The sequence below is a fragment of the Dactylosporangium sp. CA-152071 genome (assembly GCF_050936335.1).
In the GTDB taxonomy this organism is placed as follows: Bacteria; Actinomycetota; Actinomycetes; order Mycobacteriales; family Micromonosporaceae; genus Dactylosporangium; species Dactylosporangium maewongense.
In genome coordinates, this window is sequence record NZ_JBNJMZ010000001.1 from 623,491 (window position 1) to 649,045 (window position 25,555).

Below are 25,555 nucleotides of genomic sequence, written 5' to 3' on the forward strand. Positions count from 1 at the left end.
GACCCTCAATGGTGTCGAGCAAGCTCAGTTGGGCGCCGGGGTGCGGCCGTCCGCGGCGGACGATGAACCGGGTCCCGGGTGGGTAGCCGTCGTCGGGGACGAGACCGGTCAGTTCGCAGACCTCCGCGCCGTCGCGGGGTTCGCCGTCGCTGTCGAGTGCCGGCACCCATAGGAGGTGCTGCTTGGCGGCCAGGATCGCCTGACGGATCGGTTCGGTGATCGCGACGCCGACGGAGAACCGGGTGGCCAGGCCGTGCTCGCGCAGGCCGCGGATGTGGGCGAGGAGGCCGTGGGTGCAGCCGGCGGAGTCCGAGCGGATCAGGATCGGCGTGCCGTGCCGCTGCCGCAACCCGGCCAAGGCGTCACCGCACGCCGCGGTCACCGCCGGCCGGACTGGCCGCCGCTACGACCAGCTCTGGCACCGCTGCGTCGCAGCACTGCGGAGTGGCGCGAAGGGTTTGGCAATGCGGTCGCTGACGTCGAACCGTGAGACTGCGTGCATGGCGTATCCACGCGTCGGCGACTTCCCGCCGAGGGCGCGAGGGGGAACATCACTTCGTGGGCGTTTGTGCCCAACGGTGCCGGTGCCGCGCTGCTCGGCCCGGAGCTCATCACAGCTGCCAGCTGAGTCGGTGCTGGTGGATGCCGGCACGCAGGTGCCACTGGACACGGGCGGGGCCCGATGCGTTGAGCGTTGCCCGACGCCAGTCGCACCTTCTGATCCGTAGCGCGACTGGGTGCAGCCGCTCACGTCGGGCTCCCCGTGGCGGTGTCGAGCAGTTCGAGCAGGTGGTGGTAGGGGTGCCCGGTCGCGCGGGTCAACCCGATCTCGCAGGTTCGGTTGACCGAGGCATGCGTGGCGTAGTCGCCGCGGTTGACGGCGTCGGCCTCGGCGCGGGTTGCGGAGGCCGTCAGTTCCGGGTGCAGCAGACCGCGGTCGCCGGCGAACGCGCAGCATTGCCAGTCGTGGGGCACCTCGACGCGTTCGGCGATTGCTTCGGCGATGCGGGTGATCGCGGCATCGAGACCAAGCCGGGTAGAGGAGCAGGTGGGATGCAACGCCAGCGATGGCAGCCGGTGGGTGATGGTGAGGCGAGGCAGGATGTGCTCGGCGGTGAATGCGACCGCGTCGATCACCGCCGAGTCGTCGAGGAGCTTGTGGAAACCCTCCGTGCACGACGCCGCGTCGATGATCACCGGCAGCGTCGTGCCGGCCACGGCGGCCCGGACCCGGTCGCGCATGACGGCGTAGCCGGCGGGCAGGCCTTTGGACGACCACGGGGTGCCGCAGCACAGGTCGCCGATGCCCTCAGGAATGTGCAGCCGGAAGCCGGCGCGCTGCGCGAGACGTCGGATCGCGGTCATGACGCCAGCGCCGCCGGCGGCTGGTGCAAACATCGTGTTGAGACAGGACGGTAGGTAGACGGCGTCCGCGTCGTGCTGCGGTGCGGCACGGCGGCGGCCGCCGCCGGCCGGTAGATCCCGGCTCCAGCTCGGCAGGCCCGGCACGCGGGTGACTGCTTCCACCAGACCCGGCGGTGCGACCGCGGCGGCGTCGAGCGCGATGTTCATGGCTCGGGTGGCCGCGTCCCAGTGCCGCGCGGCGCCTGTCCATACCCGTTCGGCGATGCGGCCGTTGGCGTCCGCGCGGAGCCGTCTGGTCAGGTCGCCGGTATTGATGCCGACGGGACACGCGGTGGCGCACATTCCGTCGACGGCGCAGGTATCGACGGCCTCGTACTGATATTCCCGTTCGAGCTGACCGGCCAACGTGGCATCACCTGCGCTGCGTGCCATGGCGAGTTCACGGCGCAGCACGATGCGCTGCCGCGGTGTGGTGGTGAGGTCCCGGCTGGGGCACACCGGTTCGCAGTAGCCGCATTCGACGCACCGGTCGACCTCGGCCTCGACGGTGACCACGGGTTTGAGATGGCGCAGATGAGCCTGCGGGTCGTCGGTGAGCAGCACTCCGGGGTTGAGCAGGCCGGCCGGGTCGCAGGCGCGTTTGACCTGCTGCATGACCTCGAACAGCTCGTCGCCGAACTGGCGCCGCACGAACGGGGCCATGACCCGGCCGGTGCCGTGTTCGGCCTTGAGGGTGCCGCCGCGAGCCAGGACCGCGTCGACCATCTCCTCGGTGAAGGCGGCGTACCGGCTGGTCTGGTCACCGGCGCCGAACTGCTCGTTGAGCATGAAGTGCAGATTGCCGTCCTTGGCGTGGCCGAAGATGACGCTGCGCTCGTAGCGGTGCCGGTCGAACAGCTGGTTGAGGTCGTCGCACAGCCCGGCGAGGGCCGGCACCGGAACGGCGACGTCCTCGAGCAGGGCGACGCTTCCGGTGGGGCGGTTGCCGGCGACGGTGGCGTAGAGGCCTTTACGGATGTGCCACAGCGCCGCCCGCCCGGCCGGGTCCCGGCTGAGTTTCGGCGGTGTGCTCAGTCGCCGGGCCTGTTCTTCGCGGGCGGTGAGCTGCTCGTCGTCGGCTTCCTGCCATTCCACCAGCAGCGCGGCGTGCTGGTCGACGGTGAACCCGCGGAGTGCGGCGTCGGCTTGTGGGTCGAGTTGGGCGACGCGCAACGACTCGGCGTCGAGCAGCTCGATCGCGGCCGGGCCGGCGTCGACGAGTTCCGGCATGGCGGCCATGGCGGTGTGCAGGGTGTTGAAGACGATCAGGCCGGTGCTGGCCGCATGGTGCACCGGCACGGTGCGGAACACGGCTTCGGCGACGAACCCGAGCGTGCCTTCACTGCCGATGATCAGGTGAGCGAGGATCTGGACCGGGGTGTCGTGGTCCAGGAAGCTGTTGAGGCCGTACCCCATGGTGTTCTTCATGGCGTACTGTTCGGCGATCCGCCGGACTGAGTCGGGGTTGCCGCGGATGCGATCACGCAGCTGTTCCAGGGTGGTGGTGAGGCCCGGCTCGAGATGCCGCAGCCGTGCGTCGGCGTCGCCGGCCGCGGTGTCGATGACCGTGCCGGAGGGCAGTACCAGGGTCATCGATTCGCACGTGCGGTAAGCGTTGGCATGGGTGCCGCAGGTCATGCCGCTGGAGTTGTTGGCCACGACTCCACCGACGGTGCACGCGGCCTCGCTGGCCGGGTCCGGGCCGAGTTTGCGGCCGTAGCGGCTGAGCCGCGCGTTGACCTGCCGCAGCACCGCACCGGGCTGGACCCGGACACGGTCGCCGTTGTCGAGAATCTCGATGTTGCGGAAGTTGCGGCGCACGTCGACCAGCAGGTGGTCGGTGCCCGCCTGCCCGCTGAGGCTGGTGCCGCCGGACCGGAACGTGACTCCGAGACCGAGTTGGGCGCTGGCACGCATCAGCGCGCCGACGTGGGCGGCATCGTTCGCGACGACGACGGCCTGTGGGGTGAGCAGGTAGTGGGAGGCGTCGTGAGCCATGCCGAGCCGGTCGGACGCCCGGGTCCGCACGGACCCTGGCGCCAACTGTTCCAGCGGTGCAAGCAGGGAGGAGTCGCTCATGGGTTACCGCCGTGGGCCGACGTGGATTTTCGGGCCCGGTCCGGCGTCGGCCGGCCGGTGCCCGGCGAACACCTCGGCGACCTCGTCGAGGCCGACGGTGGCGGCGACCGGGGGCCGCGGGTCGACGGATCCGTCCACGTAGGCGGCGATGGTGCCGGCCAGGAATCGGCCGGCCGGGTCGACGGCCCCGTCGTTGAGCGCTCCAACCGCGGCAAGGGGCACTCCCACCCGGGGGTTGAGCAGGCCCGCGCCCGCTCCCGCACCCCCTGCAACGGCCACCCCGACGAGCGCACCCACTGCACGGCCGCGCCACCGCCACTGCTGCCGACCCTCCGCCATGGCACCCATAGTGAGTGGTGCAACCACATCAGCACCATCAGCCACAAAGTCGGATGGGATCTGACTGGCCGACGGCCGGGGCCGCGACAGGAGCAAGGCAATCCGAACAGTGCTGCGACCAAGCCGTGCATCTGGCTGAACGCCGCGGTGCGGGCTTTGATCGCTCCGCGGCGCGCGACTCGTAGCGCCCGGATCGCCTCCACTGGTCCGCTGCGCGACTTCGGCACGCCGTTGGCTTCTCCGGACAGGCTGCACGCGTGCGCACGGCTAACTTGATCTTTAACCTGTGCGGCGTGGCCGAGGGCTGGTCGACTTCTTCTTTCCAGGTTTCGGTTTGCCGGGTTCGTTGCTGGTGACGGTGTGGACGTCGTAGCGGTGGGCGGGGTGGCGGTTTGGTTGGCCGGGTGGCCGTCCGGGTCCTGCCCGGGTGGGTTTGGTGCGTTCGCGGGACAGGTGCTTGTCGCGCGGAGGTGCCGAAATCCGCGCCGGACGCGGGCCGGGGTGAGCCGTCCCGGTGGCGCCGGCTGTTCCCATGGGCGGCGCAGGTCCGCGGCGATCGGGCGGGCCAGTCGCAGCTGGGTGTGGGCGGCGATGATCAGCCAGGTCCACCGGTCGGCGGCGGCTGGGCGCGCAGTTTCGGCACGGTCCAGCCGAGCGTCTGCTTCAACAGCCGGAACGTGTGCTCGATGTCGAACCGGCGTAAGAACGTCTGCCACAGCAGGTCGACTATCGCCGCGTCCGGGGTCGCGTCTGGGGTCGTGTCCGGGTGGTGACCGGTGCTGGTCGAGCACCACAGCCAGACCGGTTTCGCGGTTGCACCGGAGGACAGCCGGGTCACGTCGAGGCGGATCAGGGTGCCTTCCAAGATCGGCAGGTCGGGGCAATCGGCCCAAGCGGCGCGGCGGGTCAGTCTGGGATGCAGCCGGTGCCAGGCGCGGGCTCTCGCCGTGCCGTAGAGGCGGGTCTCGGTCACGGTGGTCACATCCAGTTCGCCCCAACTGGCCGGGTCACCGAAGACGAACTCGCCGCCGTGCCGGCGGGGCCGGCCGAGTTGGCCCGGCACGCCCGCCAGCTTGGGTGGGGCGGGCCGGCGCAGCACCCGGTCCGAACGCAGCCGGGCCAGGACCCGCACCGGCAGGTCCCGCAGCAGCCAGGCAAGGCGGGTCGCGTCGTAGCCGGCGTCCATGACAATGTATGCCTACGACCCATACTGGCTCAACAACCTGCAAGCCCGGTACGGCTACCACCCGTCGTTCAAGGGCACCCTGGTAGAAGGCGAGGAGCCGGAACTCCGAGCGGGTGGTTCGATCACCACCCCGATCAACCGTCCACACTCGACACTCCAAGTGAGCCGAACGCGGACCTGTCACCCGACGGGCCCGCAGAGAGGGGGCCCTTCAACGCCCCAGCCGGTGAAACACCCGTGCTGGCCCAAGACCCTCCGCGCGGTCCGCGCCTGGCTGACCCCGTGGCTACGGCTGCAACGCCGGTGGAAAGGCCTGGTCCGACAAGCCCCCACCCACTGAACTCCAACAGCTCCTCGACGCCCTCGCACGCGGCAAAGGCCATAGAACGCACCGTCAGGGCCGAAGATACAGCGGCGCAGGGTGTGGGTCCGGCGAAACTCGTCGTGCAGCGCCCGCCGTTCCGCCTGTTCGGCACCGGTTGGGTCGGCGGTCCTGAAGCCGTACATTGCGACCTTGAAGGGATCAATCTGATCCGCGCTGGTGTCGCCTTCGAGGACAAACCCGAACCATGCACGCAGCGCCGCCTCGCCGAGCTCGCAGCCCTTGAGTCTGCAGAGCACTTACTGCCCCGAACCCGGCGATGTCCAGATCCAAGGCGCTCACTCCCGGGATTCTTGTCGACCGGCTCGCACGAGCGGCCCGGCTGCGACGGCGCCCAGAACCAGGACCACCAACAGCTGAATGCCCTCGTGCCCGAAGCCGCCTTGGCCAAGCAGCAGCGCGGTGGTCAGCGGGACCAGCACGAAGTTGTTGCCGGCGTGTGCCAGGCAGGCCGGCCAGATGCTGCGGCTGCGGGCCCGCAGCCAGGCCAGGATGACCTCCTGGCACAGGATCCACGCCGTCCACCCGACCAGGCCCAGGGCCGGATGCCGGAACTCGGCGTAGCCGAGCAGCGCGAGCGGGTAGTGCCAGACCGCCGCGATCAGGCCGGCTGACAACGCGGCGCGGCGCGGGCGGCCGGGACAGATGCGCAGCAGCAGAAAGCCGGTCCAGCCGAATTCCTCGCCCCAGAGGGCGACGGTGACGATCGGCGCTACCGCACAGAGCAGCAGCGGCACCGACCAGACGGGCACGCCGGGAACCAGGTCCGCCATCGGGCCGACGGACGGCTCCCACCGCCCGGATGCCGCGGCGACGCCGACCACCGCGACGGCGACACCAAGTGGGCCCAGCCAGGCCAGCAGGTAGTACCGCCAGGCGGGGCGCAACCGTAGCCGGGAGCCGGCGTCCGCGAAACCCTCGCGGGTGACCCAACGCCGGACCACCAGCGCCGCGGCCGCCGGCGCGAACGCGACCGGCACCTGCACCAGCGGGTTCACCAACGACCAGCCGAGCAGCAGGCGGGCCACCACTTCCCAGCCCCAGGCGACACCGTACGACATCAGGAGAAATGCCGTCAGACCCCGCTTCCTCGCCCGCTCCCCGAAGCTCGTCGATCGGGCATCGATCATGGCGGTCGGCTCCCGTCGGGTCAGCTCGCGTGCTCAGCGAGGCTCGGAGGCTTCCGCGTACGGATACCGGCCACCGCTGCCGCCACGGTGAGCAGCAGGCAGGTGACGCCGATGCCGAGCAGCGGGAGCCATGGGATGGTGATGGGCACGGGGAAGCCGGCCAGGTCGGCCGTGATGGCGCGGCGCACGAGCCAGCCCAGCAGCACGGTGGTGGCGCCGCCCAGGAGCAGGCCGGTGCCGCAGACGAGAGCGGCCTGCCAGATGGCGGCCCGCCGGACCTGGTCGGGGGTCGCGCCGACGAGCTGGATCAGGTCGCGTTGCCGGCGCCGGTGGGAGGCGCCGATGAGGGTCGCGTTGACGATCGCGATGGCGGCGTAGACGCCGGCCGGTCCGAGCAGGATGGTGAGGCCGAGGTTGTTGGCCCGGCGGGTCCGCGCCGTGGTGGCGTCGATCCAGTCGCCGGCGTCGAGGATCCGGCTGTCGGTGCCGGCGAGCGTGCGCTTCAGGGACTCTCGCGCCGTGGCGGCGTCGGTGCGCGGGACGACGAAGACGGTCCCGGTCGCGCCGCCGGTGGCGGGTGGCAGCAGGTCGGCGGGGATGGCAAGCTCGCCGTACAGGTCGGGTGCGTCGGGGATGACGGCGACGACGCGCAGCGGGACCCGGTCGCCGTCGATCCAGACCACGAGGGTGCCGCCCAGGCCGATGCCGGCGTCGGTGACCCACGTGTTGGTGACCGCGACACTGCGTCCGTGGAAATCGTCGAGGGTGCCGCGAGCGGCGGTCAGGCCGCGGGCGGCGACGGCGGTGGCGGGGTCGATGACCTCGACCTCGTCGCGCTCGCCGGGGCGGCCGTTGTCGTCGCGTTGGAGCATGACCTGCCGGCGTGCGTCGGCGATCGCGACGGCCGTGTCGGACGCGACCGACGCGGCCGCGGCCGGGCTGCCCGCCTCGACGACGAGCGGCGCGTGCAGCCGGGCCCGGTCCTGCGCGGTCGTCCAGTCGGCGGTGAAGCTGAGGGCCAGCAGCAGCGACCCGGCGATGGCGGAGATGGCCACGACCGGGGCGGCGACCGCCGCGGTGGCGCGGGTCGCGGCGCGCACCTCGTCGCGGGCCATCCGGGCCGTCACGTCCCGGCTGAGGCACGGGCGGGCAAGCAGGGCGGCGAGCCGCGGGATGACGGCGGGTCCGATGCTCATCAGGCCGATCACGACCACCTCGGGCAGCAAAATGGCGGCGATCAGCGCGAACAGCGGAGGCAGGTCGGCGGCGGCGATGACGGCGGCCACCACGCTGCCGAAGCACAGCGCCGCGACGGCGAACTGGATGATGCTGGGCCGGGTTCGCTCGATCACGGCCTCCCGCAGGGCGGCGCTGGGGGTGATCCGGGCGGCGCGGCGCGAGGATCGCCAGGCTCCGAGGAGCGCGACCATCGCACCGGTGGGTGCGGCGACCGTCCAGGCGATCCACGGGCTCGGGGGCTGCAGGTCGAGCGTGGTGACCCCGATGGCCCGCACCAGCCAGAGCACCGCCGGGGCCAGCGACGTGCCGAGCAGACCCCCCACCGTGGTGGCCGCGGCCGCGACGACGGCGGACTCGCCCAGCAGGAGCCGGCGCACCTGCCGTGGCGTCGCGCCGACCAGGCGCAGCAGGCCGAGCTCACGCCGGCGGCCGGCCACGACGAAGCCGAACGTGCTGCCGACCACGAAGAGGGCCATGAACGCCGAGAGCGCCGACATCATGCCGAACATCGCGGCCAGGTCGTCGAGTTGTGCCCGCTGGTCGGCGGTGACGCCGGCCCGGCCGCTGGTGGCGTCGACGCTGCCGATGAGCGTCACGGTGACGGCGATGAGGACGACACCGAACAGCAACGCGACGAAGGCACCCAGGTAGCCGCGCCATGAGCTGTGGACGGTCTGCCTGGCCAGGGTCAGCATCGTCGGGGCCCGCATCATCGCTCCAGGTCGTTCATCGTCGCGGCGATCTGACCGGCGTCAGCGCGCGCGAGGTGACCGACGATCTGCCCGTCGGCGAGAAACAGCACACCGTCCGCGTACGAGGCGGCCAGCGGATCGTGGGTCACCATGACGACGCTCTGACCGCCGTCGGCCAGCGACCGCAGGAGTTCGAGCACGTCGCGTCCGGTACCGCGATCCAGGGCGCCGGTGGGTTCGTCGGCGAACAGCACGTCGGGCCGGCCGTGCAGCGCCCGGGCGATCGCGACCCGCTGCTGCTGGCCGCCGGACAGCTCCGACGGCCGGCGCCGGGCGTGCTCGGAGAGGCCGACGTGGGTCAGGGCGGTCCGCACGGTGGCCGGGTCGACCCGGCGTCCGGCCAGGCGGGCGGGCAGCGCGACGTTGTCGAACGCGGTGAGGGCGTCGAGGAGGTTGTAGGACTGGAAGACGAACGCCATCGAGGTACGCCGGAAGCGGGTCAGCTCGGTCTCGTTCAGCTTGTCGAGCCGGGTGTCGCCGACGATGACCCGCCCGCCGGTCGGCCGGTCGAGGCCGGCTGCGAGCTGGAGCAGGGTGGACTTGCCGGAGCCGGACGGTCCCATGATCGCGGTGAACGTGCCACGCTGGAACACGTGGGTCACGCCGCGCAGCGCGTGCACCGAGCCGGCGCGCGAGCGGTAGGTGCGGGTGAGACCGTCGAGCGTGACGGCCGCCGAGGATGGCTGATGCATGCCCTCAGTGCACCCGCGGGCGCGTGCTGCCACACGGGCTTGGACGCGACTTCGGGGGTAGCGCGCACGCTACCCCCCGCGGCCGAGGTGGTCCGTAGGATTGGCCCATGAGCGACGCCTGGACTGCTGTGCGCGGGCGCCCCGCACGGTTCCTGGCGTCGGCGTGGCCGTGGCGCTCTCTGGCGTACGTGGGCAGCACCGTGCCCGTCGGCCTCGGCTGGCTGATCCTCCTGCTGGTGGTCCTCGGCGTGGGCGTAGCCACGATCGTGGTCGTCGCGGGACTGTTCGTGCTCGCCGGCGTTGCGACGCTCGTCCGCCTCGCCGCCGCGGGTGAGCGTCGCCGGCTCCGGCTGGTCTTCCCCGGGCGGCCGGTGGACCGGCGACATGCGCTGCCCGATCGGGGGCGTGGCCGCGCATCGTGGCCCGAGGCGGGCGTCACGATCCTGCTGGCGACGGTGTTCTGGCTCGTGGACGCCGCGGTGGTGGTGCTGCTGTCGGCTCCGGCCGTGCTGATCCTCGCTCCGGTGCTGGTCCGTTACGACGGTGTCGAGGTCGCCGGGTGGCGGGTCGACAACGCCGGTGAGGCGTGGGCCGCGGTGGCCGCCGGCCTCGGCACGCTGGTCCTGCTGGCATACGCAATCACCGCGCTGGCCTGCGGCCAGGCGGCGTTGGTGCGGCACCTGCTGGACCCGCCCGAGGCCCGGCTGGCCGAAGCGGTCCAGCAGCTGCGCCGGTCCAGAAGCGGGCTGGTCGACGCGTTCGAGACCGAACGCCGCCGCATCGAGCGCGATCTGCACGACGGCGTCCAGCAGCGTCTCGTCGCGCTGACCATGACACTGGGCAGCGCCGAGCTGGACCTGCCCGACGGCCCCGGCCTCGACCTCGTCCGCGAGGCACACCACCAGGCCGAGCAGGCCCTCGCCGACCTGCGCACCACGATCCGGGGCATCCACCCCCAGGTGCTGACCGACCACGGGCTCGCCGCGGCCGTCCACGAGATCGCCGGCCGGTCAGCCGTGCCGGTCCACCTCGACCTCGCCCTGAACGGCAGGCTCCCGCCCGCGGTCGAGGCCGCGGCCTACTTCTTCGTCAGCGAAAACCTCACCAACATCGCCCGCCACGCCCGGGCCCGATCGGCACAGGTGCACGCGTGGACCGACGACGACGCACTGATCGTCTCGGTCGTCGACGACGGCGTCGGCGGCGCCGACCCGCGGGCCGGTACCGGCCTCGCCGGACTGCGGGCCCGGCTCGACGCCCTCGACGGCGACCTGCGCATCACCAGCCCCGCCGGCGGCCCGACCCAGGTGAGGATGACGTGCCCGATCCGCTGACGCCGCGGCCGAAGGCGCTGCGGATCGTGGTCGCCGAGGACGCGGCCCTGCTCCGAGAAGGGCTGGTGCGGATCCTCGAACGCGCCGGGCACGAGGTCGTCGCGGCCGTCGCCGATGCGCAGGCCCTGCTCACGTACGCGGGCAACTGCCGCCCCGACCTCGTCGTCACTGACATCCGCATGCCACCCACCCACACCGACGAGGGACTGCGCGCGGCGGCGACAATCCGGGCCGCTCATCCCGGCATCGGGATCATGTTGCTGTCGGCCTATGTCGCCGACGCCTACGTCGGCGAACTGCTCGACTCAACCCCCGGCGGGGGCATCGGCTACCTGCTCAAGGACCGGGTCGGCCACGTACGCGACTTCCTCGACAGCATCGACCGCGTCGCGGTGGGCGGCACGGTCATCGACGCCGAGGTTGTCCGCCAACTCGTCGGCCTCCGGCACGCCGACGGTCCGCTCACGGGCCTCACCGAACGCGAACGCGAGGTTCTCGCGCTCATGGCCGAAGGCCACACCAACCACGCGATCGCCGACAAGCTGTTCGTGAGCGAGGCGGCGGTACGCAAGCACGTCGGCAACATCTTCGCCAAGCTGCCGCTCGACCCGCATTCAGATCGCCGAGTCTCGGCCGTTCTCACCTACCTGCGCGGCTGACCGAGCGCCACATCGCGCGGGCTTTTGGAACCCCGACGGGTCCGTATGTGACACGTCGGACGAGCGCTTCAAACGGTCCGCGGTGGCCGGCGTGGCGCATGCGATCGGCGAGGACCACCGTCACGATCCAGGTTCCCGTTGCGAGCAGCGCCGTGCCGGCGACGTCCAGGGTGCCGGAGAGGTCGAGCAGGAAGGGCGTGAAGGCGATGGCCCAGATCACCGACTGCATCAGGTAGCAGGTCATCGACCGTTGGCCCGCGGCGGCGATCGCGTCGGTGACCGGCCGTCGGCGGCCGTGGAGCCAGGCCGCGATCAGCGCCAGCAGGGCGGCAAAACCGAAGCCGCCCAGCATCCCGGTCGTGTCATGCAGGGAGCCCAGCAGTTCGAGCGTCGGTTGGTTCGGCGGCGTCACCACGCCGGCGAGCATCAGCGAGACCGGCTGAGCGCCGAGCACCGCGGCACCGATGCCGATCGACGCTGTGACGCCCAGAAGCATGCGGTGCCGCTCCGGGTGCTCGAGGATGCGCCGGCGGCCCGCCCACAACCCCACCATGAACGGGCACATAAAGCCCAGCGGGCCGAGGGACGCCACGAAGAGCGCCACCAGAGCTCGTTCGGCCACCATGGTGCCCGCGTCCGGCGGAAGCATTGCGGCGTCGGGTCCGGCCAGGCTGATGACGAGAGAGTCGTCGCTCGGCAGGGAGGTGAGCACGAAGAACGCGAGCGCTGTCAGCACCAGCCAGCGGTCGTGCCAGCGCACCGCCCATGCCCCCAGGAACAGCAGCACCCCGTAGGCCGCGAGGATGTCACCGACGTAGAACAGCAGCGCGTCCAGCAGACCCACGACCACGAGTGCAGCGCTGCGCCGCCATAGCAGCCGGCGCACCACCCGAGGTCTCGATGCCTCGTGGCGGCGGACGATCTGGGCGACGCCGTACCCGAACAGCAGCCCGAACATCGGGAACGCACGGCCGTCGACGAAGGTCGAGATCAGCCAGGTGACGGCCGCGTCGAGACCCGATCCGTTCTGCGGGTAGCCACCCAACACCGATGGGCCGGTCAGGAAGTAGTGCGAGTTGGCCAGCGCGATGAACAGCAGCATGAACCCACGCGCCAGGTCTGGCGCCAGAGCGCGGGCCGCGGGAGTAGTCGGCCCGGGTGATCGCGTGGGCACGTCGGCTGTCATGCGGTCACCGTACGGGCCGGTGACCGGGCTCCGCAGTCGCCGAAAGTAGATCCTGAAGCATGCCATCGCACCCCCTGCGTCGCCATTGGTCGCTGGTGGCCGGGCTGACCTCAGGGCCTTTGCAAGGTAGGTATTTCACCGCTTTGCGCTATGTCAGTAGGCCGAAGACCTGCGGCGGTCGGCGGGGGTCTCTGGCGTTGGCGCGGAGGGCTCGGGCGGATCGAGGTCACCTTCTTCGACACCCGCCAGACCCTCGGCGTCGGCCAGGCCCGCAACCGCACCCCACCCGCTGCTGGCCGCCGGACAGCTGAGCCGGCAGCGCTCGCTCCCGCCCGGCGAGGCCGACTGCGTCAAGTAGGTCCCGTGCGCGTGCGCGCTTGTCGAAGCCGACCCGGAAGGGCAGGACCGGCGCGATGACGTTGTCCAGGGCCGTCAGGGCGGGCAGTAGATGGTACCGCTGGAAAACGAATCCGACCGTCCGGCGATACTCGCTCAGCTGCTTGCGCCGCAGCGCCGTCGCCTCGACTCCTCCACCACGATCGTGCCGTTGTCCGGTGCCTCGATGGCGCCGATGAGGTGCAGCAGTGTCGATTTGCCGGACCCGCTCGGCCCGGTGATCGCGGTGCAGCTCCCGCCGGCGATTTCCACGATGAGGTCGTCGGCCGCGATGATCTCCTGGGCACCGGTGTGGAACCGGTTCGTGAGTCCGGAGATGGGCAGTGCGGTACCTGTTGGCATCGGTCACTCCTCGGCGAGCAGTCGGGCGGTCGGGATGCGCTGGACGAGCAGGGCGGGTACGAGCGCGGCGGCGGTGGCCGACAGCGCGCCGGCCACGATGGCGGCGACCGCGGTGACGACGAGGCCAGTGGTGATGTCGCCGACCAGCCAGGCGGCCCCGACGAGACCCAGGCTGGCACCGAACGCGCCGCCGAGCACGCCGATGCCGAAGCCTTCGGCGGCGATCAGTCGCGCCAGCGCTGCGGCGGTCCAGCCGAGCGCGCGCAGTGTCGCCAGTTCGGCGGCGCGGTCACGGATGTTGAGGTACAGCACGTCGGCGACGGCGAACGCGCCCAGCAGTACCGTCGCCACCACGGCGATCGTGTCGACCGTCCGGACCTGGAGCGACACCGCGTCGCCAAGCAGCGTTCCGACGATCGCACCGTGGAAGGCGAACGTGACCGCGCCCAGCAGCGTGGCCGCGGTGGTACCGATCGCCAGTGCCGATGCCCCGAGCAACGTCCGCCCCGGCACTCTGAGCAGGTTCGCCAGCCCGAGCATGAGCGGACCGCGTGGACTTCCGGTCCGGCGGAGGAGTGCCACGGCGGGACGCAGCCCGCGGGCCGGTCGCATTCGTGCCGCGTTCGCCGCCGGCACGGCGCCGGCGAGCAGCGCAAGTGCGAGCGCGATCGGCACGGCGAGCAGCACCTGCGACCACGTCACGCGAATGTCGAGCAGCAGCCCGAGTGGCGCGGCCAGCAACACCGTGCCAGCCCCGGCGACCAGGCCGATTGCGGCGACCTCGCCGAGCACCGCGGTGAAGACCTGGCGGGCCGGCCAGCCAAGTGCGGTGAGCGTGGACAGTTCGGCACGCCGGTCGCGGACCCCGGCGGCGACCGCGTTGGTCAGAAACAGCGCGCACACGACCAGCACCAGTGCGAACAACACGACGCTCTTGCGGTCAACGGCGCTGACGATGGCCGCGGCGACACCCTTGTGCGTCCAGGGCTCGGTGACCCGCAGTTCGGGTCGTTGGTACTTGCCTGCGGCCAGCGTCACCGTCTGCGGCGCCGGCGACGATCCGTAGGCGATGTCTACATCGAGCCCGGTCGCTGCGGCAATCTGCTCTGCGACGATCCGGACCCGCTCGCGGGAGGTCGACGTGAAGCCTTGCACCCCGGCGACCCGTACGCGAACGGCGCTGATCGGAGCATCCTTGTTGGGCGCGTCGGTTTCCCGCAGGGTCTCGGCCAGCGCCTCCAGCGTGGTGAGCAGCATCGGCGGGGAGGATAGGTAGCCGGCCGGGTTACCGTCGGGTCGTAGTGCCTGGTCGCCGAGCAGGTCACGGGTGCGCTGGTCGGCGCCGACCGCCTCGGGCGCCTGGTAGGTCTCCAACGACACGCGGCTGAGCGGGTCGAACGTGGCGAGCTTGCGCGGGTCGAACGTTCCCACCACTTCGGTGCTGTGGAAGACGCTCGAGGGGTTGCTCCAGTTGACCTGGTCGATCTCTCGGAACGCGGTGTCGTCGATCTGCCACGGCACGGCGAGTCCGCGTACCTCCGGCGTGCGCCACGCATCCGGGTCAGCGTCGATGGTCTCCGCGACCAGCGTGCCGTCTGGAGCGGTGCGGTACCGCACGCCTCCGACCTGCATGAACTGAATGAGGTCGGGGCGGTAGCCACGCTTGGCGAGCGTGTCCGCGAAGGCCTGCTCGGCGGTGAAGTTGCGGGTGGCCAACTGCTGGCCGTGCAGGCCGTCGAGCATCGCGAGCGCGTCCTGGGCCGACGACCCCGGCGGCGGTCGGTCGAGCGCCGTCCGGGTCATCGTGACGATCGCGCTGTTGTCCGGGTACGCCCGGTCCGTCGCGATTACCGGCAGGATTCTGTTGACACTGTCGGACCGCGTCCGGTCGGTGCTGTCGAGATACCGGCCGCCGGTGAGTGCCTGGCGCAACCCGACGAGCCGCTCCTCAGCGATGGGGTCGACGCCGGCGACGAGGAGCGGCACGTGCCAGGTGAGGCGGGCGACCGCCCGGTCGGAGGCCGGCGACGGAGGGCGCTGCTCGAACCGGCCGTCCCGGGTCAGTTGCAGGACCTGCATGTCGGTGTAGTCGCGGTCGGTCATCAGGTCGGACATGGTCGCCCGGGTCAGCCAGGCGCAGAGCGGCGCGCCGTCCTCCAGCACCGCGAAGCCGTCGCACAGCTGATCGACGGGAAGTACCTCGCCGCCGGTGAACCGGACCGTCGTCCCCCGGTTCTCAAGCACGGGCCAGGAGATCTCGTGCCTGGTGACGTAGACGTACAGCGGGCGGGCGGTCACGGTGGAAAGCCCTCGGTCGGCGAGAAACGTGCGGTCGAGGCGGATCACCTGCCGGTCGAGGCTCTTGTCGATCAGGTCGGTGATGTCGACGTCGACGGTGATCCCCGCGTTGGCGTAGCCGGCCATCGCGATCGGCGCCGCGACGTCTACTCCGGGCACCGCGGCGACCTTGTTGACGTCGTCGAAGGTGAGTCCGCCGTAGATGCCGGACAGCGAGTTGGGCCGGATGAGGGCGCGTTCGTTCTCCAGCGCCGTCCGGGTGCCCTTGGGTCGGACCAGGATCTCGTAGGCGGTTTTGGCGCTGCCGTCGACCTCGCCGGTGACCTCCAGCCGCGCGGTGTCGGTGGCGCCGGTAAGCACGGTGAATCCGGTGGTCGCGGTGAGCACGCCTAGCAGGAGTGCCACCGACCTCGCCGCGCGCCCTCGCAGTGAAGCCCAGATGAAGGAGATCACGGCACTACTCTGTCGCAATACATTGCGACAATGCAAGAGGCGGGTACAGTCCGGGTATGCCGATCCACCACGCGGTGCTCTCACTGCTGACCCACGGGCCCAGCTACGGATACGAGCTCAGGAGCGCCTTCGAAGCGGCAGTCGGCCCGCAGTGAGGCCCGCTGAACACCGGCCACCTGTACCAGATCCTCGACCGTCTGTACCGCGACGGCATGGTGAGCTCCGAACGACAGTCCCAGGCGGTGAAACCGGACCGTGTGATCTACGAAATCACCGAAGCTGGCGCGGCCGAGCTGCGGCGCTGGCTCTCCGAAGCGGGCCCGTAGCGGCGGCTTCCGGGACCACTTCTTCCTGAAGGTGACAGCGGCCGCACGAACAGGCGATTCGGATACGGTGCAGATGGTGCTCGGCCAGCAGCGCACTCATCTGCTACGGGAACTTCGCAACCTCGACGGCCTGCGCCGCGCGGCGACAGGCCCGGTGGTCGGCCTGTTGCTGTCGGCCGCAACCCGGCACGTGCAGGCGGACCTGTCCTTCATCGACGACGCCGAGCAGGTGCTGCTCCGCATGGTGGGACCGCCGCTGGCGCGGCCCGCGCCGCGCGGCCTGTCCGCCACCGCATGACGCAGTCGCCTGGGAGGAAGTCGTCGTCACGGAGGTCCGCGACCTTGAACCACTCGCCGAGCAGCATCGACGCCACCGGGCGGGCCGGCGCCGGGCCTCTGCGGTTCCGGGTGCCGGCGCCGGTGACGTCGTGGCGGACGCCGGCGAGGTGGTGGTGGTCCTGTGCGCGAAGCTGCGGCTGCTGCTCGCAACACAGCCATCGCGCACACGACCAGACGGTCGTGGTCCTGACTCAGGAAGGCGACCACCTCCTCGCGCAGATTTGCCGCCCCGACGATCGCCGTGCTCACCAGCAGGCCGACGACGGTCGGTCAGAGTTTGGCCAGCGCCTTGTCGCGGTAGCTCGGGGTGGGGAATCGCAGCATTCATCCGCCGATTCCAGAAGCGGGGTCCAGGCGGCGGACAGCAGCCGACCCACCGACCCACCGGTTCGGCCACCGCGTGCAACGCCTCGCATTTGGTCGGCAGCGACTTCAGCCAGCCCGCGCGCTGCGACTGCCGCACAAGATCACGATCTCGGCCCCTACTGGTGCCGAGATCGGTGACGGCTTCGCCTGACTGACAGTGCTCGACGATGACGCGGTCTGACGCCGGACCCGCGTAGGTGTTTGACGGCGTCCCGCGCGCCGCCGTCGCCGTCGCGGCCTGGTGTGTCGGCACGTCGGGCCCGGGTCGGGAACGCCGGGACGCGTCGGTGAGCGGACTCGATGTGTCAATCCTTAAGGTCGTCGGGTACAGCCGGGTCATCGCCCGGATCGTTGCGGTGATGCGTGCAACCAGTTCGGGAGGGGCGAGTGCCGGCGCGTCCGCGCCGAGCCGGAGCAAGCTCGCAGCGGCGTGGTCCACACTTTCCAGCTCGAAGGAATCGAAGGCGTACACGGCACCATCAGCGGTGCAAACCTGGAAGGTCTTGGCGTAGTCGTTGCCGCAGGCTTCACAAACTGCCATGGTGGCAGCCTGCGCCCCCGGTACGCCGGCGGCAACCGAAACGGCGAATTGTCGCCTTGACCGGGCGAGCCGTCGAAGCGTCCTCCCATCACAGGAGCGGCCGGTGGGCGACGGTCGACTCGGTTGGGCGCGCCGCCTCCGCTACCGCAATTTCTGGAGAGTAACTTGCTTCCAGGTTGGACCCGCCCGGGCCTGCTACGGTGTGCCCTGTTGCAGTTGTGATTTCCGAATACTTTGCCAGCGCCTGGTGGGTGTCTGATCCCCCTGGGCGCTCTGTGTTTCCGGTCATCTCCGGGGGCGGGCGATCAACACCGCGACGCCTGGGCCCGCACGGTGTGGGTCCCGGATGCAGTGCAGCCTTCGAAGGAGAAGACATGACTGTCGGTACTGTGAAGTGGTTCAACGCGGACAAGGGCTTCGGGTTCATCACCCCGGACGGCGGCGGCGCGGACCTGTTCGCCCACTACTCGGCGATCGTCTCGAACGGCTTCCGCAGCCTGGAAGAGAACCAGCGGGTCGAGTTCGACATCACGCAGGGCGCCAAGGGCCCGCAGGCCACGAACATCCGCGTCATCTGAACTAACCGCCGGCCGCGTGCCCGCCGCCGCTCGGCGGTCGGGCACGGGTCGGCGTCTGCGCAGCACCCGCCCGGAGGAGTAGCCCATGTCCACAGCGTCGCCGCAAGCCCGCACCGGAAGCCCGTACGCGCATTTGCTGCACCAGATCCGCGGCGCCGGACTGCTGGAGCGCCGCACCGGGTACTACATCTGGAAGATCACCATCACCGGTCTGCTGTTCGCGGCCGGCTGGACGGCCTTCGGGCTCATCGGGGACTCGTGGTGGGTCCTGATCGCCGCCGGCCTCCTCGCGTTCGTCTTCACCCAACTCGGGTTCCTCGGCCACGACGCCGGACACAAGCAGATCTTCGCGTCCCGGCGGGCGAACTACGTGCTCGGGCTGCTGCACGGCAACCTGGCCATCGGGCTGAGCTACGGCTGGTGGGTGGACAAGCACAACCGCCACCACGCCCACCCGAACACCGACGGCGCCGACCCCGACCTCGAGATCGGCGCGCTCGCGTTCACCTCCCGCCAGGCCGGCACCCGCGGCCGCCTCGCCGCGTTCGCGTACCGCTACCAGGCGTTCTTCTTCTTTCCGCTGCTCCTGCTGGAAGGCCTGAGCCTGCGCGTGGCCAGCGTGCGCGCCCTGCTGAGCCGCGCCGGGCGCCCCCGCGCGTGGGAGTCGATACTGTTCACCAGCCACGTCGTCGGCTACCTTGGCGCGGTCTTCTTGGTTCTTTCGCCGGTCCGCGCGATCGTGTTCATCCTCGTCCAGCAGGGCCTGTTCGGGCTCTACCTCGGGTGCAGCTTCGCGCCGAACCACAAGGGCATGGCCGTCCTCGCCGCCGGTGACCGCACCGACTTCCTGCGCCGCCAGGTGCTCACCTCGCGGAACGTGCGCGGCCACTGGCTGACCGACTTCATGCTTGGCGGCCTGAACTACCAGATCGAGCACCACCTGTTTCCCAGCATGCCCCGGTCGAACCTGCGCCGCGCGCAGACAATCGTTGAGGCGTTCTGCCGTCGGCACGGCCTTGCGTACTGTCAGACGAGCCTGTTCGACTCCTACGCCCAGGCGCTGCGCCACCTACACGCGGTCGGACGTACTCCGTACCCGGCTGGCGCCTGAGACCGGTCGCCCTGACCGGCGACCGTCCCTGAACGGAGCGTGTCTTGCACATGCCGACCGGCGCGCTGCTCGCGCCCTTCGTCGCGTCCAGCGCCGACGGGATCGACGGACTGCGCCTCGCGCGTCTTCCGTTCGTGCCCGAGACGCGCCTGTACCTGGCCGATGACGCGATCGTGTTTTGGGCCAGGTTGGAGGCGCAGGTCGGGCCGGGGCTCACGCCGTTCTGGGCGAACGCTTGGGCCGGTGGCCAGGCCCTCGCCCGGTACGTGCTGGACCACCCGCAGGTGGTGACCGGCCGGCGGGTGCTCGACGTGGCGTCCGGCTCAGGTCTGGTCGCCATCGCCGCGGCCAAGGCGGGCGCCGCTGAGGTGACCGCCAACGACATCGACCTCTACGCGCTGGCGGCCGTCACGATGAACGCCGCGGCCAACGCGGTCACCGTGACAGTGAACGAGGGCGACCTGCTCGACGGCGACGGCGGCGACGCCGACCTGATCCTCGCCGGTGACGCCTTCTACCACCCCGAACTGGCCTCGCGGATGCTCGGCTTCCTGCGCCGCGCCGCCGCCCGCCACGCGCGTGTCCTCGTCGGTGACCCCGGCCGCGGACACCTACCCCACTGGTGGCTGAAGGTACTAACCAGCTACCGGGTACGCGGCCTGGGCGCCGCCGAGGACGCTGAGCTCACCGAGGTCTCGGTGCTCGGCCTCGCCGGGTAGCGGGCAGCGCCCACCGCCGCGACCGCCCGGCCGGGCCCGGGCGGAGAAGGCCGCCGCGCCGCACCGCGCCGATGCGGATCGCGTCGAGGCGGTCGCCGGCGGCTTGCCGCCGCAGCGGCCTGGGCCGGCTGCGTCTCGCGCCGCGCGGCGGACGACTGCGGCACCGGCGGCGGTACCAGCGTGCGCTTCCCGGGGGCGAGCTTGCGCAGCAGCGCGTGACCCGGGCTCAGGCGGGTGGTGGTCGCCGCGATGCCCGCTTTGCGCGTCAGCTCCCGCACCTCGGACGCCTGGCCGTCAGTCATCAGCGTGACGACCGTGCCCGCCGCGCCGGCCCGGGCGGTGCGGCCCGAGCGGTGCAGATACGCCTTGTGCTCCGCGTGCTCCGCCGGCGGGTCCGCATGTACGACCAGGGCCACGTCCTCGACGTCGATGCCCCGGGCGGCGATGTCGGTGGCGACCAGCGTGCGCACGTCGCCGTCGGAGAACGCCCGCAGGTTTCGGGTGCGCGCGGCCTGGGCCAGGTTGCCATGCAGCTCCACGGCGGACACACCGGCCGCGACCAGCCGCCGGGTGAGCATCTTCGCGCCCCGCTTGGTGCGGGTGAACACGACGGTCCGGCCCGGGGCGGCGGTCAGCTCGACCAGCACGGCGAAGCGGTCCTCGGCGTGGACGTGCTGGACGTGGTGCGTCATCGCGGCGACCGGCGAGAGCGTCGAGTCGACGCTGTGCTCGACCGGGTCGGTGAGGAACCCGCGCACCAGCACGTCGACGCCGGCGTCCAGGGTGGCCGAGAACAGCAGGCGCTGCCCGCCGCGGGGTCTGCTCCAGCAGCCGCCGCACGGTGGGCAGGAAGCCGAGATCGGCCATGTGATCGGCCTCGTCGAGGACGGTGATCTCGTCGGCGTCCAGGCGCGCGTGGCCGGCCTCGACGTGGTCGGCGAGGCGGCCAAGCGGGTGAGCACCGCCAGGACGAAGGCGTAGGTCTTGCCTGAGTCGGTGCGGCCCCGGCCCAGGACGTCTCGTCCGGCGATCGCGTCGGGCAGGGTTGCGGCCTGGATCGGGGACGGCCGGTCCACCTCGGTCGCGGCCAGCACGCGGACGAGCGCGTCGGGCACACCGAGGTCGGCGAAGGTCGGGGACTTGAGCGCGGGCGGCGTGCCGCCATGAAGGCTCCGTACGTCGAAGGGGACGTCCCGCCCGGGGCTGACCGTTTCAGCCGCGGCGCGTGGCGTCGGACATCGAACCGCGGCCAGCCATGATGGGCGGACCGCGCCGCCAGTTAACCTGAGCCCGCTACCGGCTGACGGCCGGTGAGCGGAGCCGCCTCGGCACAGGCCGATCAGGACGCCACGACCTGCCACCGGCGCTGCCCGCCCATCCATGCCCCAGCCAGGATCTCCGCCGACTGCCGGCCCGGGCACGGGTAGATCTTCGACCGGCCGCCGCCGGATCGGGCCTCAACCTCCCACGACTCGCCATCGGTACGGATGTACACGTCGCGACGCCCTCGCACGGAGCTGTCGCCGTTCCACCAATGATGCTCGACTCTCACCCATCGACCATAGAGCAGCAGGTCCGAGCACGGAACGTTGACGATCTTGACACATCTGGCGATCGCGCACGGCTCCAGTAGGCTGGTCGTCATGGCGGAGATTGTGCTGCGTGTCCGGCTGATCACCGGCGACCATCTGGATGTCGCGTACGAGGAGACCGGCACCGCCGACGTCGACGAGGTGGCCGAGCACGCGATCATCGCCCTCGCCGCCGACTCCGGCATGATCCGCGCTCACCACGGCGACCGCGTGATTGTCCTGTACGGGCGCGGCGTGGCAACCCTGGAACTGACACCTCGCGGTGCGGTCCTGTAGCTGTACGTCGTCGAGCCATCACGCCGGCGGGAAGGCCCCGTAGCGCGGTCCGGGTGGCGACATAGATGCCCCGGTCGAGGCCGAGGTTCGCCGGCGCGCCGCGACCGCACATCGGCGCCAACAAGGTCAAGCCTGCGCATCTCGGGAAACTGCTGATGCGGTTACTCGTCAGCTGCCGATACGAAGGTCGTTGTGGCCTGCAGTGACGAGGTCGAGGACCGCGGCAACAGGAATGCCGGCGGCGTTCCAGTTCGCGGTAAGCGAGACGGCCTCGATCTTGCGTGCCGTCGACTGCCTCGCGGGTCAGCGAGCGAGCGTGTCGTCGTTCGAGCTCCAAATCGTTGGAAGGCGGCCCGAGCCGGCAGAAGTGTTGGATGCGACCGGCTCGCGGCTGGCCATTCCGGCTGGGTGGACGTGTGGGCATCCGGCGTCGGTCAAGGGTGGTGCGGTACGGCGAAACATCCGGGCATGGACCGGTGGCCGAGCTGCTGTGGCCGGACACCCTCGCAGAGCGAGTGAATGGCAGACCGGTCAGGGACACAGCCGATGGCATCATCGATGCGCACTGGTCTGTTGGTCACGGCGGAGACAGATTGAGCGCCCGCACAGAGACTGTGCGGACGCTCAATCTTCGCTGTGGTTCCTGCCGGGGGCGGTCAGACGCCGCGGACGTTCTCCGCCTGCGGACCCTTCTGCCCCTGGGTCACCTCGTATTCAACCTTCTGGCCTTCCGCGAGCTCACGGTATCCACCGCTGGCGATGGCCGAGTAGTGGACGAAGACGTCCGCTCCTCCATCATCCTGCTGGATGAAGCCGAAGCCCTTTTCGGAATTGAACCACTTGACGGTACCGCGAGCCACACGTGCCTCCTGACGATAGTGGGAACCCGTCCGTCGCCAATCGCCGGCGACAAATTCCCACCCAAACCGACCATACCCCCGGGGAGGAAGTCGCCGGCTCCCACCCGGACAACTGCGGACGGCCACCCTCCGGCCGTCCGCCGGAGGGCACCCATGTGACGGTGTTGAACAGTTCGCACTGGCCCGGTTGCGGCCTTTGCCGTGAGCGGTGCACACCGGGACGTCACGGTGGCAGCCTGAGGCCGGACTGGACTCCATCGTCGGAGCGGCCGATTACCACCCACGCAACGATCTTCCGTCGATGGTTGATGTCCTACCTGGTCGTGTCGCCCTCTCCCGTGTGCTTCCTGGCCTCCTGTACACCCTTGTCGATGTGTTCGGTGTACTTCTGGTCAGTGCGCTGGTCGGCCTGCTCGCCGGCCTTGTTCAAGCCCTTGTCGACACTGCGGTCGTGCTTGGTCAAGAGTTCCTTGGCCTTGTCCAGAAGCTTGCTCACGACAAGAGTCCTCTCCTCATCAACGGTGGAAGTCGACTCCCGCGACTGACGTCACGTGCGCCGGCCGTTCACGGCCGGCCGCAGTGTGAACTCCGTCCGCCCAGGGTGACTGCTCACTAGTGCTACCCCGGGATGCCTCGGCCATGCCCCGACGACGACGGCCAGGCTCACCCAGCTACGGCGGCGCGAAAGTCAGGTCACGGCGCCGAGCCGGGCACGACGAGCGGGGAGATACTCGCGCTGCCATGACGTGCCACAATCGGTGTCGTGGCCACAGACGAGGGGCGTCTGCCAGCCACAGTACGGCCGCACGGGGGTGAGCTACCTGGCGACCGGACGAGTTCACTCAGGCCGAGACGCGCGCTCGGCCCGGCAGTCGACGGTTGCCGCCACTATGCCTGGCCCGCGCGTGCGGCGATGGCAGCCTGGATGCGCCGCACGGTGCGCAGGGCCTTCTTCGCCGCGACGCGGACCTCGCCGTCGAAGACCGTCACGCCGCGGTCCTCGGCCTGCAGATGCTCCAGGGTCGGCACGACTCGCTCGTCGCCGGTCGAGCCGAGGGCGACTGCGGCCCAGTAGCGGCGGTTCCGCTCGAAGCTTCCTGAGGACCGTGGTCTTGGCGTCGGGCGGACGCGTCCAATCTCTTTGGCCCAGCCATGTGGATGATCGGTGTTACTAACAGTTCGCCGTCGTGTTCCTGGAAGGTTCCCGTGGGGCCATCGGGGCCAATGGTGGCCATGCGGACACGTTGCGTTGCGCTGATCTCGACTGGGCGGCCCGCCGTGGCTGATCTTCGGGCTTACGGGCTGACCGTCGATGGCGCCAAGGCGGCGAAGCTAGCGCGGAGGGTCAGCCGCCGGTTCGGCCAGTGCCGCCGCTACCGCGAGATTCTTGAACACACGCCCGGAGTGCGCTGGATACGTGCACCCTGGGTGAGTCTGCCGACCCATGGGGGGTGGGGGACCCGGCGCCGGGTCCCCCACAGTGTCGCTCAGCGGGCCCTCTTCGTCGCCCGCTTGCGGGGCGGCGTCAACAGTTCGGCGATCGCCGCGATCGCGGCCGGCACCAGGCGGTAGTACGCCCAGACGCCGCGCTTCTCGCGCTCGAGCAGGCCGGCCTCGGTGAGGATCCGAAGGTGATGACTCACAGTCGGCTGGGAGAGACCAAGCGGCGCGGTGAGGTCACTCACGGACGCCTCACCCTCCGGAGCAGACTGGATCAGACTGAGCAGCCGCAGCCGGGCCGGGTCGGCGAACGCCTTCAACACTCCCGCGAGCCGCTCGGCATCGGCACGCTTAATCGGCTCGCCAGCAAGCGGCGAGATAGCAGGCATAGCAGTTTTCGCAGTTCCCACGCCTCCATCGTTCCACCAACACCATCAATAGGCCGGTGGAACCGGGACCAGTACCCCGACGGCGACCCCGAGGCCGGGTTCGAGGGATGCCTGGGCCGGGCGGCGGGGTTACGAGCAGCCGCTGCACACCAGCAACTCGACGTCCTGTGCGCCGCCAGCCACGGGCTAGCCGGTTCGCGCGAACTCCATGATCCAGTTCGTCTCCCAGGTCCTTTCGCCGTCGGTGGAGAACGCCTGCTCCCAGCGGCAGGAGGTCGGGGTGACCCCGGACCAGATGAACCGGCAGCGGACCGGGCGCCCCGTGTCGCTGTCGTCGGCGTAGAAGGTGCCGACGCCGTCGACGAACCGGCCCACTACCGGCGGGAGTTCGAGGACGCCTCGGCGGCTGCTCATCCAGTAGATCGACCAGAGCCCGGTCGATGGGTCGAGGATCCGCACCGTCGACCCGGAGAAGCCGCGGGTCGGGCAGCGGATCTCGTCAAAAGCTGCCGGCGCCGTCGAAGAACCGGTGTGCCACGGTTGTGCCGGGGAACTCGTCCCAGTCGTCGCTGCCGACGTGCCGCTGCTTCAGCCGCCGGTTGGTCACGTCCCAGCTGCCGACGAGGAAATCGAAGTCGCCCATCAGCGGCCCACCGGCCCGGCGGCGCGAGTGTCGGCCAGGTAGCCGGCCAGATCGGGCTCGTCCGGGGCGAGGTCGTGGCGGATCCAGGCGCTGCGCTCGTGCTCCAGCACGCCCAGTTCCCAGACGCAGCCCACGCCCGGGCGGTCCAGCGGGACGAAGTGCGCCGGGTCGTCGTCCGGGCAGTCCAGCGCGGGCTGGCCGGCGACGGCGATCCGGCATTCCAGCACGTTGTCCCAGAACCAGCTGTACGCCAGCAGGTTCGCGCCGCTGTCGCCGCCCCGGTGCAGCACCATCCAGCTCGCCGGTGGGGTGCCGCCGTCCGTTCCGGGCAGCAGCTTCGGCAGGTAGGCGTACGCGGCCTCGACCACCTCCGGTTCGAGACAGCGGTCCGGCCGGTCGATGTGGTAGCGCTTGACGTGCCGGTCGGCGACCTCGACGGTCCCCGGCACGGTCAGTTCCTTGTCGTGAAAGGCCATGCCCGCACGGTAGGAACGATCCCCTGAC

24 protein-coding genes and 4 pseudogenes are annotated in these 25,555 nt (G+C 70.6%); 8 read left to right on the forward strand and 20 right to left on the reverse strand.

What is annotated here, in order from left to right; translation table 11 throughout:
- Position 1: 1 nt before the first annotated feature.
- From ACQEVZ_RS02210 to ACQEVZ_RS02245, 8 genes and pseudogenes are all read right to left on the reverse strand, one after another.
- Positions 2-340: pseudogene (locus tag ACQEVZ_RS02210) on the reverse strand (IS1380 family transposase); the annotation flags it as partial.
- 407 nt (positions 341-747) lie between these two features.
- Positions 748-3,402: an FAD-binding and (Fe-S)-binding domain-containing protein gene (locus ACQEVZ_RS02215; RefSeq protein WP_433360521.1), complete on the reverse strand. Its 2,655-nt coding sequence runs from the start codon at positions 3,400-3,402 to the stop codon at positions 748-750.
- 84 nt (positions 3,403-3,486) lie between these two features.
- Positions 3,487-3,822, reverse strand: coding sequence for a hypothetical protein (locus tag ACQEVZ_RS02220; protein ID WP_433360524.1), 336 nt, complete (start codon positions 3,820-3,822; stop codon positions 3,487-3,489).
- 279 nt (positions 3,823-4,101) lie between these two features.
- Positions 4,102-5,014: pseudogene (locus ACQEVZ_RS02225) on the reverse strand (transposase); the annotation flags it as partial.
- Between the two features lie 174 nt (positions 5,015-5,188).
- The gene (locus tag ACQEVZ_RS02230; protein ID WP_433360527.1) at positions 5,189-5,629 is read right to left on the reverse strand and encodes a DUF6928 family protein; all 441 of its coding nucleotides are present in this window, start codon (positions 5,627-5,629) and stop codon (positions 5,189-5,191) included.
- Positions 5,630-5,668: 39 nt separating this feature from the next.
- Positions 5,669-6,451, reverse strand: a complete 783-nt coding sequence (locus ACQEVZ_RS02235; protein WP_433360530.1) for a CPBP family intramembrane glutamic endopeptidase — start codon at positions 6,449-6,451, stop codon at positions 5,669-5,671.
- Positions 6,452-6,540: 89 nt separating this feature from the next.
- Positions 6,541-8,472, reverse strand: coding sequence for an FtsX-like permease family protein (locus ACQEVZ_RS02240; RefSeq protein ID WP_433360533.1), 1,932 nt, complete (start codon positions 8,470-8,472; stop codon positions 6,541-6,543).
- Complete coding sequence (locus ACQEVZ_RS02245; protein WP_433360536.1) at positions 8,469-9,203, reverse strand: ABC transporter ATP-binding protein; 735 nt, start codon at positions 9,201-9,203, stop codon at positions 8,469-8,471. The genes ACQEVZ_RS02240 and ACQEVZ_RS02245 overlap by 4 nt, the downstream gene beginning before the upstream one ends.
- Before the next feature lie 107 nt (positions 9,204-9,310).
- Between ACQEVZ_RS02245 and ACQEVZ_RS02250 the strand changes: the two genes are divergently transcribed.
- Positions 9,311-10,537: a sensor histidine kinase gene (locus ACQEVZ_RS02250; RefSeq protein WP_344507140.1), complete on the forward strand. Its 1,227-nt coding sequence runs from the start codon at positions 9,311-9,313 to the stop codon at positions 10,535-10,537.
- Positions 10,538-10,554: 17 nt separating this feature from the next.
- Complete coding sequence (locus tag ACQEVZ_RS02255; protein WP_344507269.1) at positions 10,555-11,196, forward strand: response regulator transcription factor; 642 nt, start codon at positions 10,555-10,557, stop codon at positions 11,194-11,196.
- Here the strand turns inward: ACQEVZ_RS02255 and ACQEVZ_RS02260 are convergent.
- The 3 genes and pseudogenes from ACQEVZ_RS02260 to ACQEVZ_RS02270 all read right to left on the reverse strand — a co-directional run bounded on the left by ACQEVZ_RS02260 (position 11,177) and on the right by ACQEVZ_RS02270 (position 15,823).
- On the reverse strand, positions 11,177-12,382 hold the full coding sequence (locus tag ACQEVZ_RS02260) for a DUF418 domain-containing protein (protein WP_433360540.1): 1,206 nt from the start codon (positions 12,380-12,382) through the stop codon (positions 11,177-11,179). The genes ACQEVZ_RS02255 and ACQEVZ_RS02260 overlap by 20 nt on opposite strands.
- Positions 12,383-12,668: 286 nt before the next feature.
- Positions 12,669-13,120: pseudogene (locus ACQEVZ_RS02265) on the reverse strand (ABC transporter ATP-binding protein); the annotation flags it as partial.
- A 3-nt stretch (positions 13,121-13,123) separates the two neighbouring features.
- Positions 13,124-15,823, reverse strand: coding sequence for an FtsX-like permease family protein (locus ACQEVZ_RS02270; RefSeq protein WP_433360543.1), 2,700 nt, complete (start codon positions 15,821-15,823; stop codon positions 13,124-13,126).
- A gap of 209 nt (positions 15,824-16,032) precedes the next feature.
- Between ACQEVZ_RS02270 and ACQEVZ_RS02275 the strand changes: the two genes are divergently transcribed.
- The 5 genes from ACQEVZ_RS02275 (at position 16,033) to ACQEVZ_RS02295 (ending at position 19,851) form a co-directional block, all read left to right on the forward strand.
- Positions 16,033-16,197, forward strand: coding sequence for a PadR family transcriptional regulator (locus ACQEVZ_RS02275; protein WP_433376584.1), 165 nt, complete (start codon positions 16,033-16,035; stop codon positions 16,195-16,197).
- 67 nt (positions 16,198-16,264) lie between these two features.
- Positions 16,265-16,495: a hypothetical protein gene (locus ACQEVZ_RS02280; protein WP_433360546.1), complete on the forward strand. Its 231-nt coding sequence runs from the start codon at positions 16,265-16,267 to the stop codon at positions 16,493-16,495.
- A gap of 1,322 nt (positions 16,496-17,817) precedes the next feature.
- Positions 17,818-18,021, forward strand: a complete 204-nt coding sequence (locus ACQEVZ_RS02285; RefSeq protein ID WP_433360549.1) for a cold-shock protein — start codon at positions 17,818-17,820, stop codon at positions 18,019-18,021.
- Between the two features lie 85 nt (positions 18,022-18,106).
- On the forward strand, positions 18,107-19,132 hold the full coding sequence (locus ACQEVZ_RS02290) for a fatty acid desaturase family protein (protein WP_433360552.1): 1,026 nt from the start codon (positions 18,107-18,109) through the stop codon (positions 19,130-19,132).
- Positions 19,133-19,182: 50 nt separating this feature from the next.
- Positions 19,183-19,851: a class I SAM-dependent methyltransferase gene (locus ACQEVZ_RS02295; protein ID WP_433376587.1), complete on the forward strand. Its 669-nt coding sequence runs from the start codon at positions 19,183-19,185 to the stop codon at positions 19,849-19,851.
- 6 nt (positions 19,852-19,857) lie between these two features.
- On the opposite strand, the pseudogene ACQEVZ_RS02300 reads toward ACQEVZ_RS02295, so the two are convergent.
- Positions 19,858-20,966: pseudogene (locus ACQEVZ_RS02300) on the reverse strand (DEAD/DEAH box helicase); the annotation flags it as partial.
- 224 nt (positions 20,967-21,190) lie between these two features.
- Positions 21,191-21,403, reverse strand: coding sequence for a hypothetical protein (locus ACQEVZ_RS02305; protein WP_433360555.1), 213 nt, complete (start codon positions 21,401-21,403; stop codon positions 21,191-21,193).
- 91 nt (positions 21,404-21,494) lie between these two features.
- Between ACQEVZ_RS02305 and ACQEVZ_RS02310 the strand changes: the two genes are divergently transcribed.
- On the forward strand, positions 21,495-21,719 hold the full coding sequence (locus ACQEVZ_RS02310) for a hypothetical protein (RefSeq protein WP_433360558.1): 225 nt from the start codon (positions 21,495-21,497) through the stop codon (positions 21,717-21,719).
- A gap of 656 nt (positions 21,720-22,375) precedes the next feature.
- Here ACQEVZ_RS02310 and ACQEVZ_RS02315 read toward each other — a convergent pair.
- From ACQEVZ_RS02315 to ACQEVZ_RS02345, 7 genes are all read right to left on the reverse strand, one after another.
- Positions 22,376-22,579, reverse strand: coding sequence for a cold-shock protein (locus tag ACQEVZ_RS02315; protein WP_360572441.1), 204 nt, complete (start codon positions 22,577-22,579; stop codon positions 22,376-22,378).
- A 313-nt stretch (positions 22,580-22,892) separates the two neighbouring features.
- Positions 22,893-23,075, reverse strand: a complete 183-nt coding sequence (locus ACQEVZ_RS02320; RefSeq protein WP_360572439.1) for an antitoxin — start codon at positions 23,073-23,075, stop codon at positions 22,893-22,895.
- Positions 23,076-23,467: 392 nt separating this feature from the next.
- Positions 23,468-23,608 (reverse strand): hypothetical protein, encoded by a 141-nt coding sequence (locus ACQEVZ_RS02325; protein ID WP_433360562.1) that lies wholly within the window; start codon positions 23,606-23,608, stop codon positions 23,468-23,470.
- 458 nt (positions 23,609-24,066) lie between these two features.
- Entirely contained in the window at positions 24,067-24,408 is a 342-nt protein-coding gene (locus ACQEVZ_RS02330) for an ArsR/SmtB family transcription factor (RefSeq protein ID WP_433360565.1), read from the reverse strand.
- A gap of 186 nt (positions 24,409-24,594) precedes the next feature.
- Positions 24,595-24,822: a hypothetical protein gene (locus ACQEVZ_RS02335; RefSeq protein ID WP_433360568.1), complete on the reverse strand. Its 228-nt coding sequence runs from the start codon at positions 24,820-24,822 to the stop codon at positions 24,595-24,597.
- 85 nt (positions 24,823-24,907) lie between these two features.
- Positions 24,908-25,051: a hypothetical protein gene (locus tag ACQEVZ_RS02340; RefSeq protein ID WP_433360571.1), complete on the reverse strand. Its 144-nt coding sequence runs from the start codon at positions 25,049-25,051 to the stop codon at positions 24,908-24,910.
- The gene (locus ACQEVZ_RS02345) at positions 25,051-25,527 is read right to left on the reverse strand and encodes a hypothetical protein (protein WP_433360574.1); all 477 of its coding nucleotides are present in this window, start codon (positions 25,525-25,527) and stop codon (positions 25,051-25,053) included. Before ACQEVZ_RS02345 ends, ACQEVZ_RS02340 begins: the two co-directional genes overlap by 1 nt.
- Between the last annotated feature and the right edge of the window lie 28 nt (positions 25,528-25,555).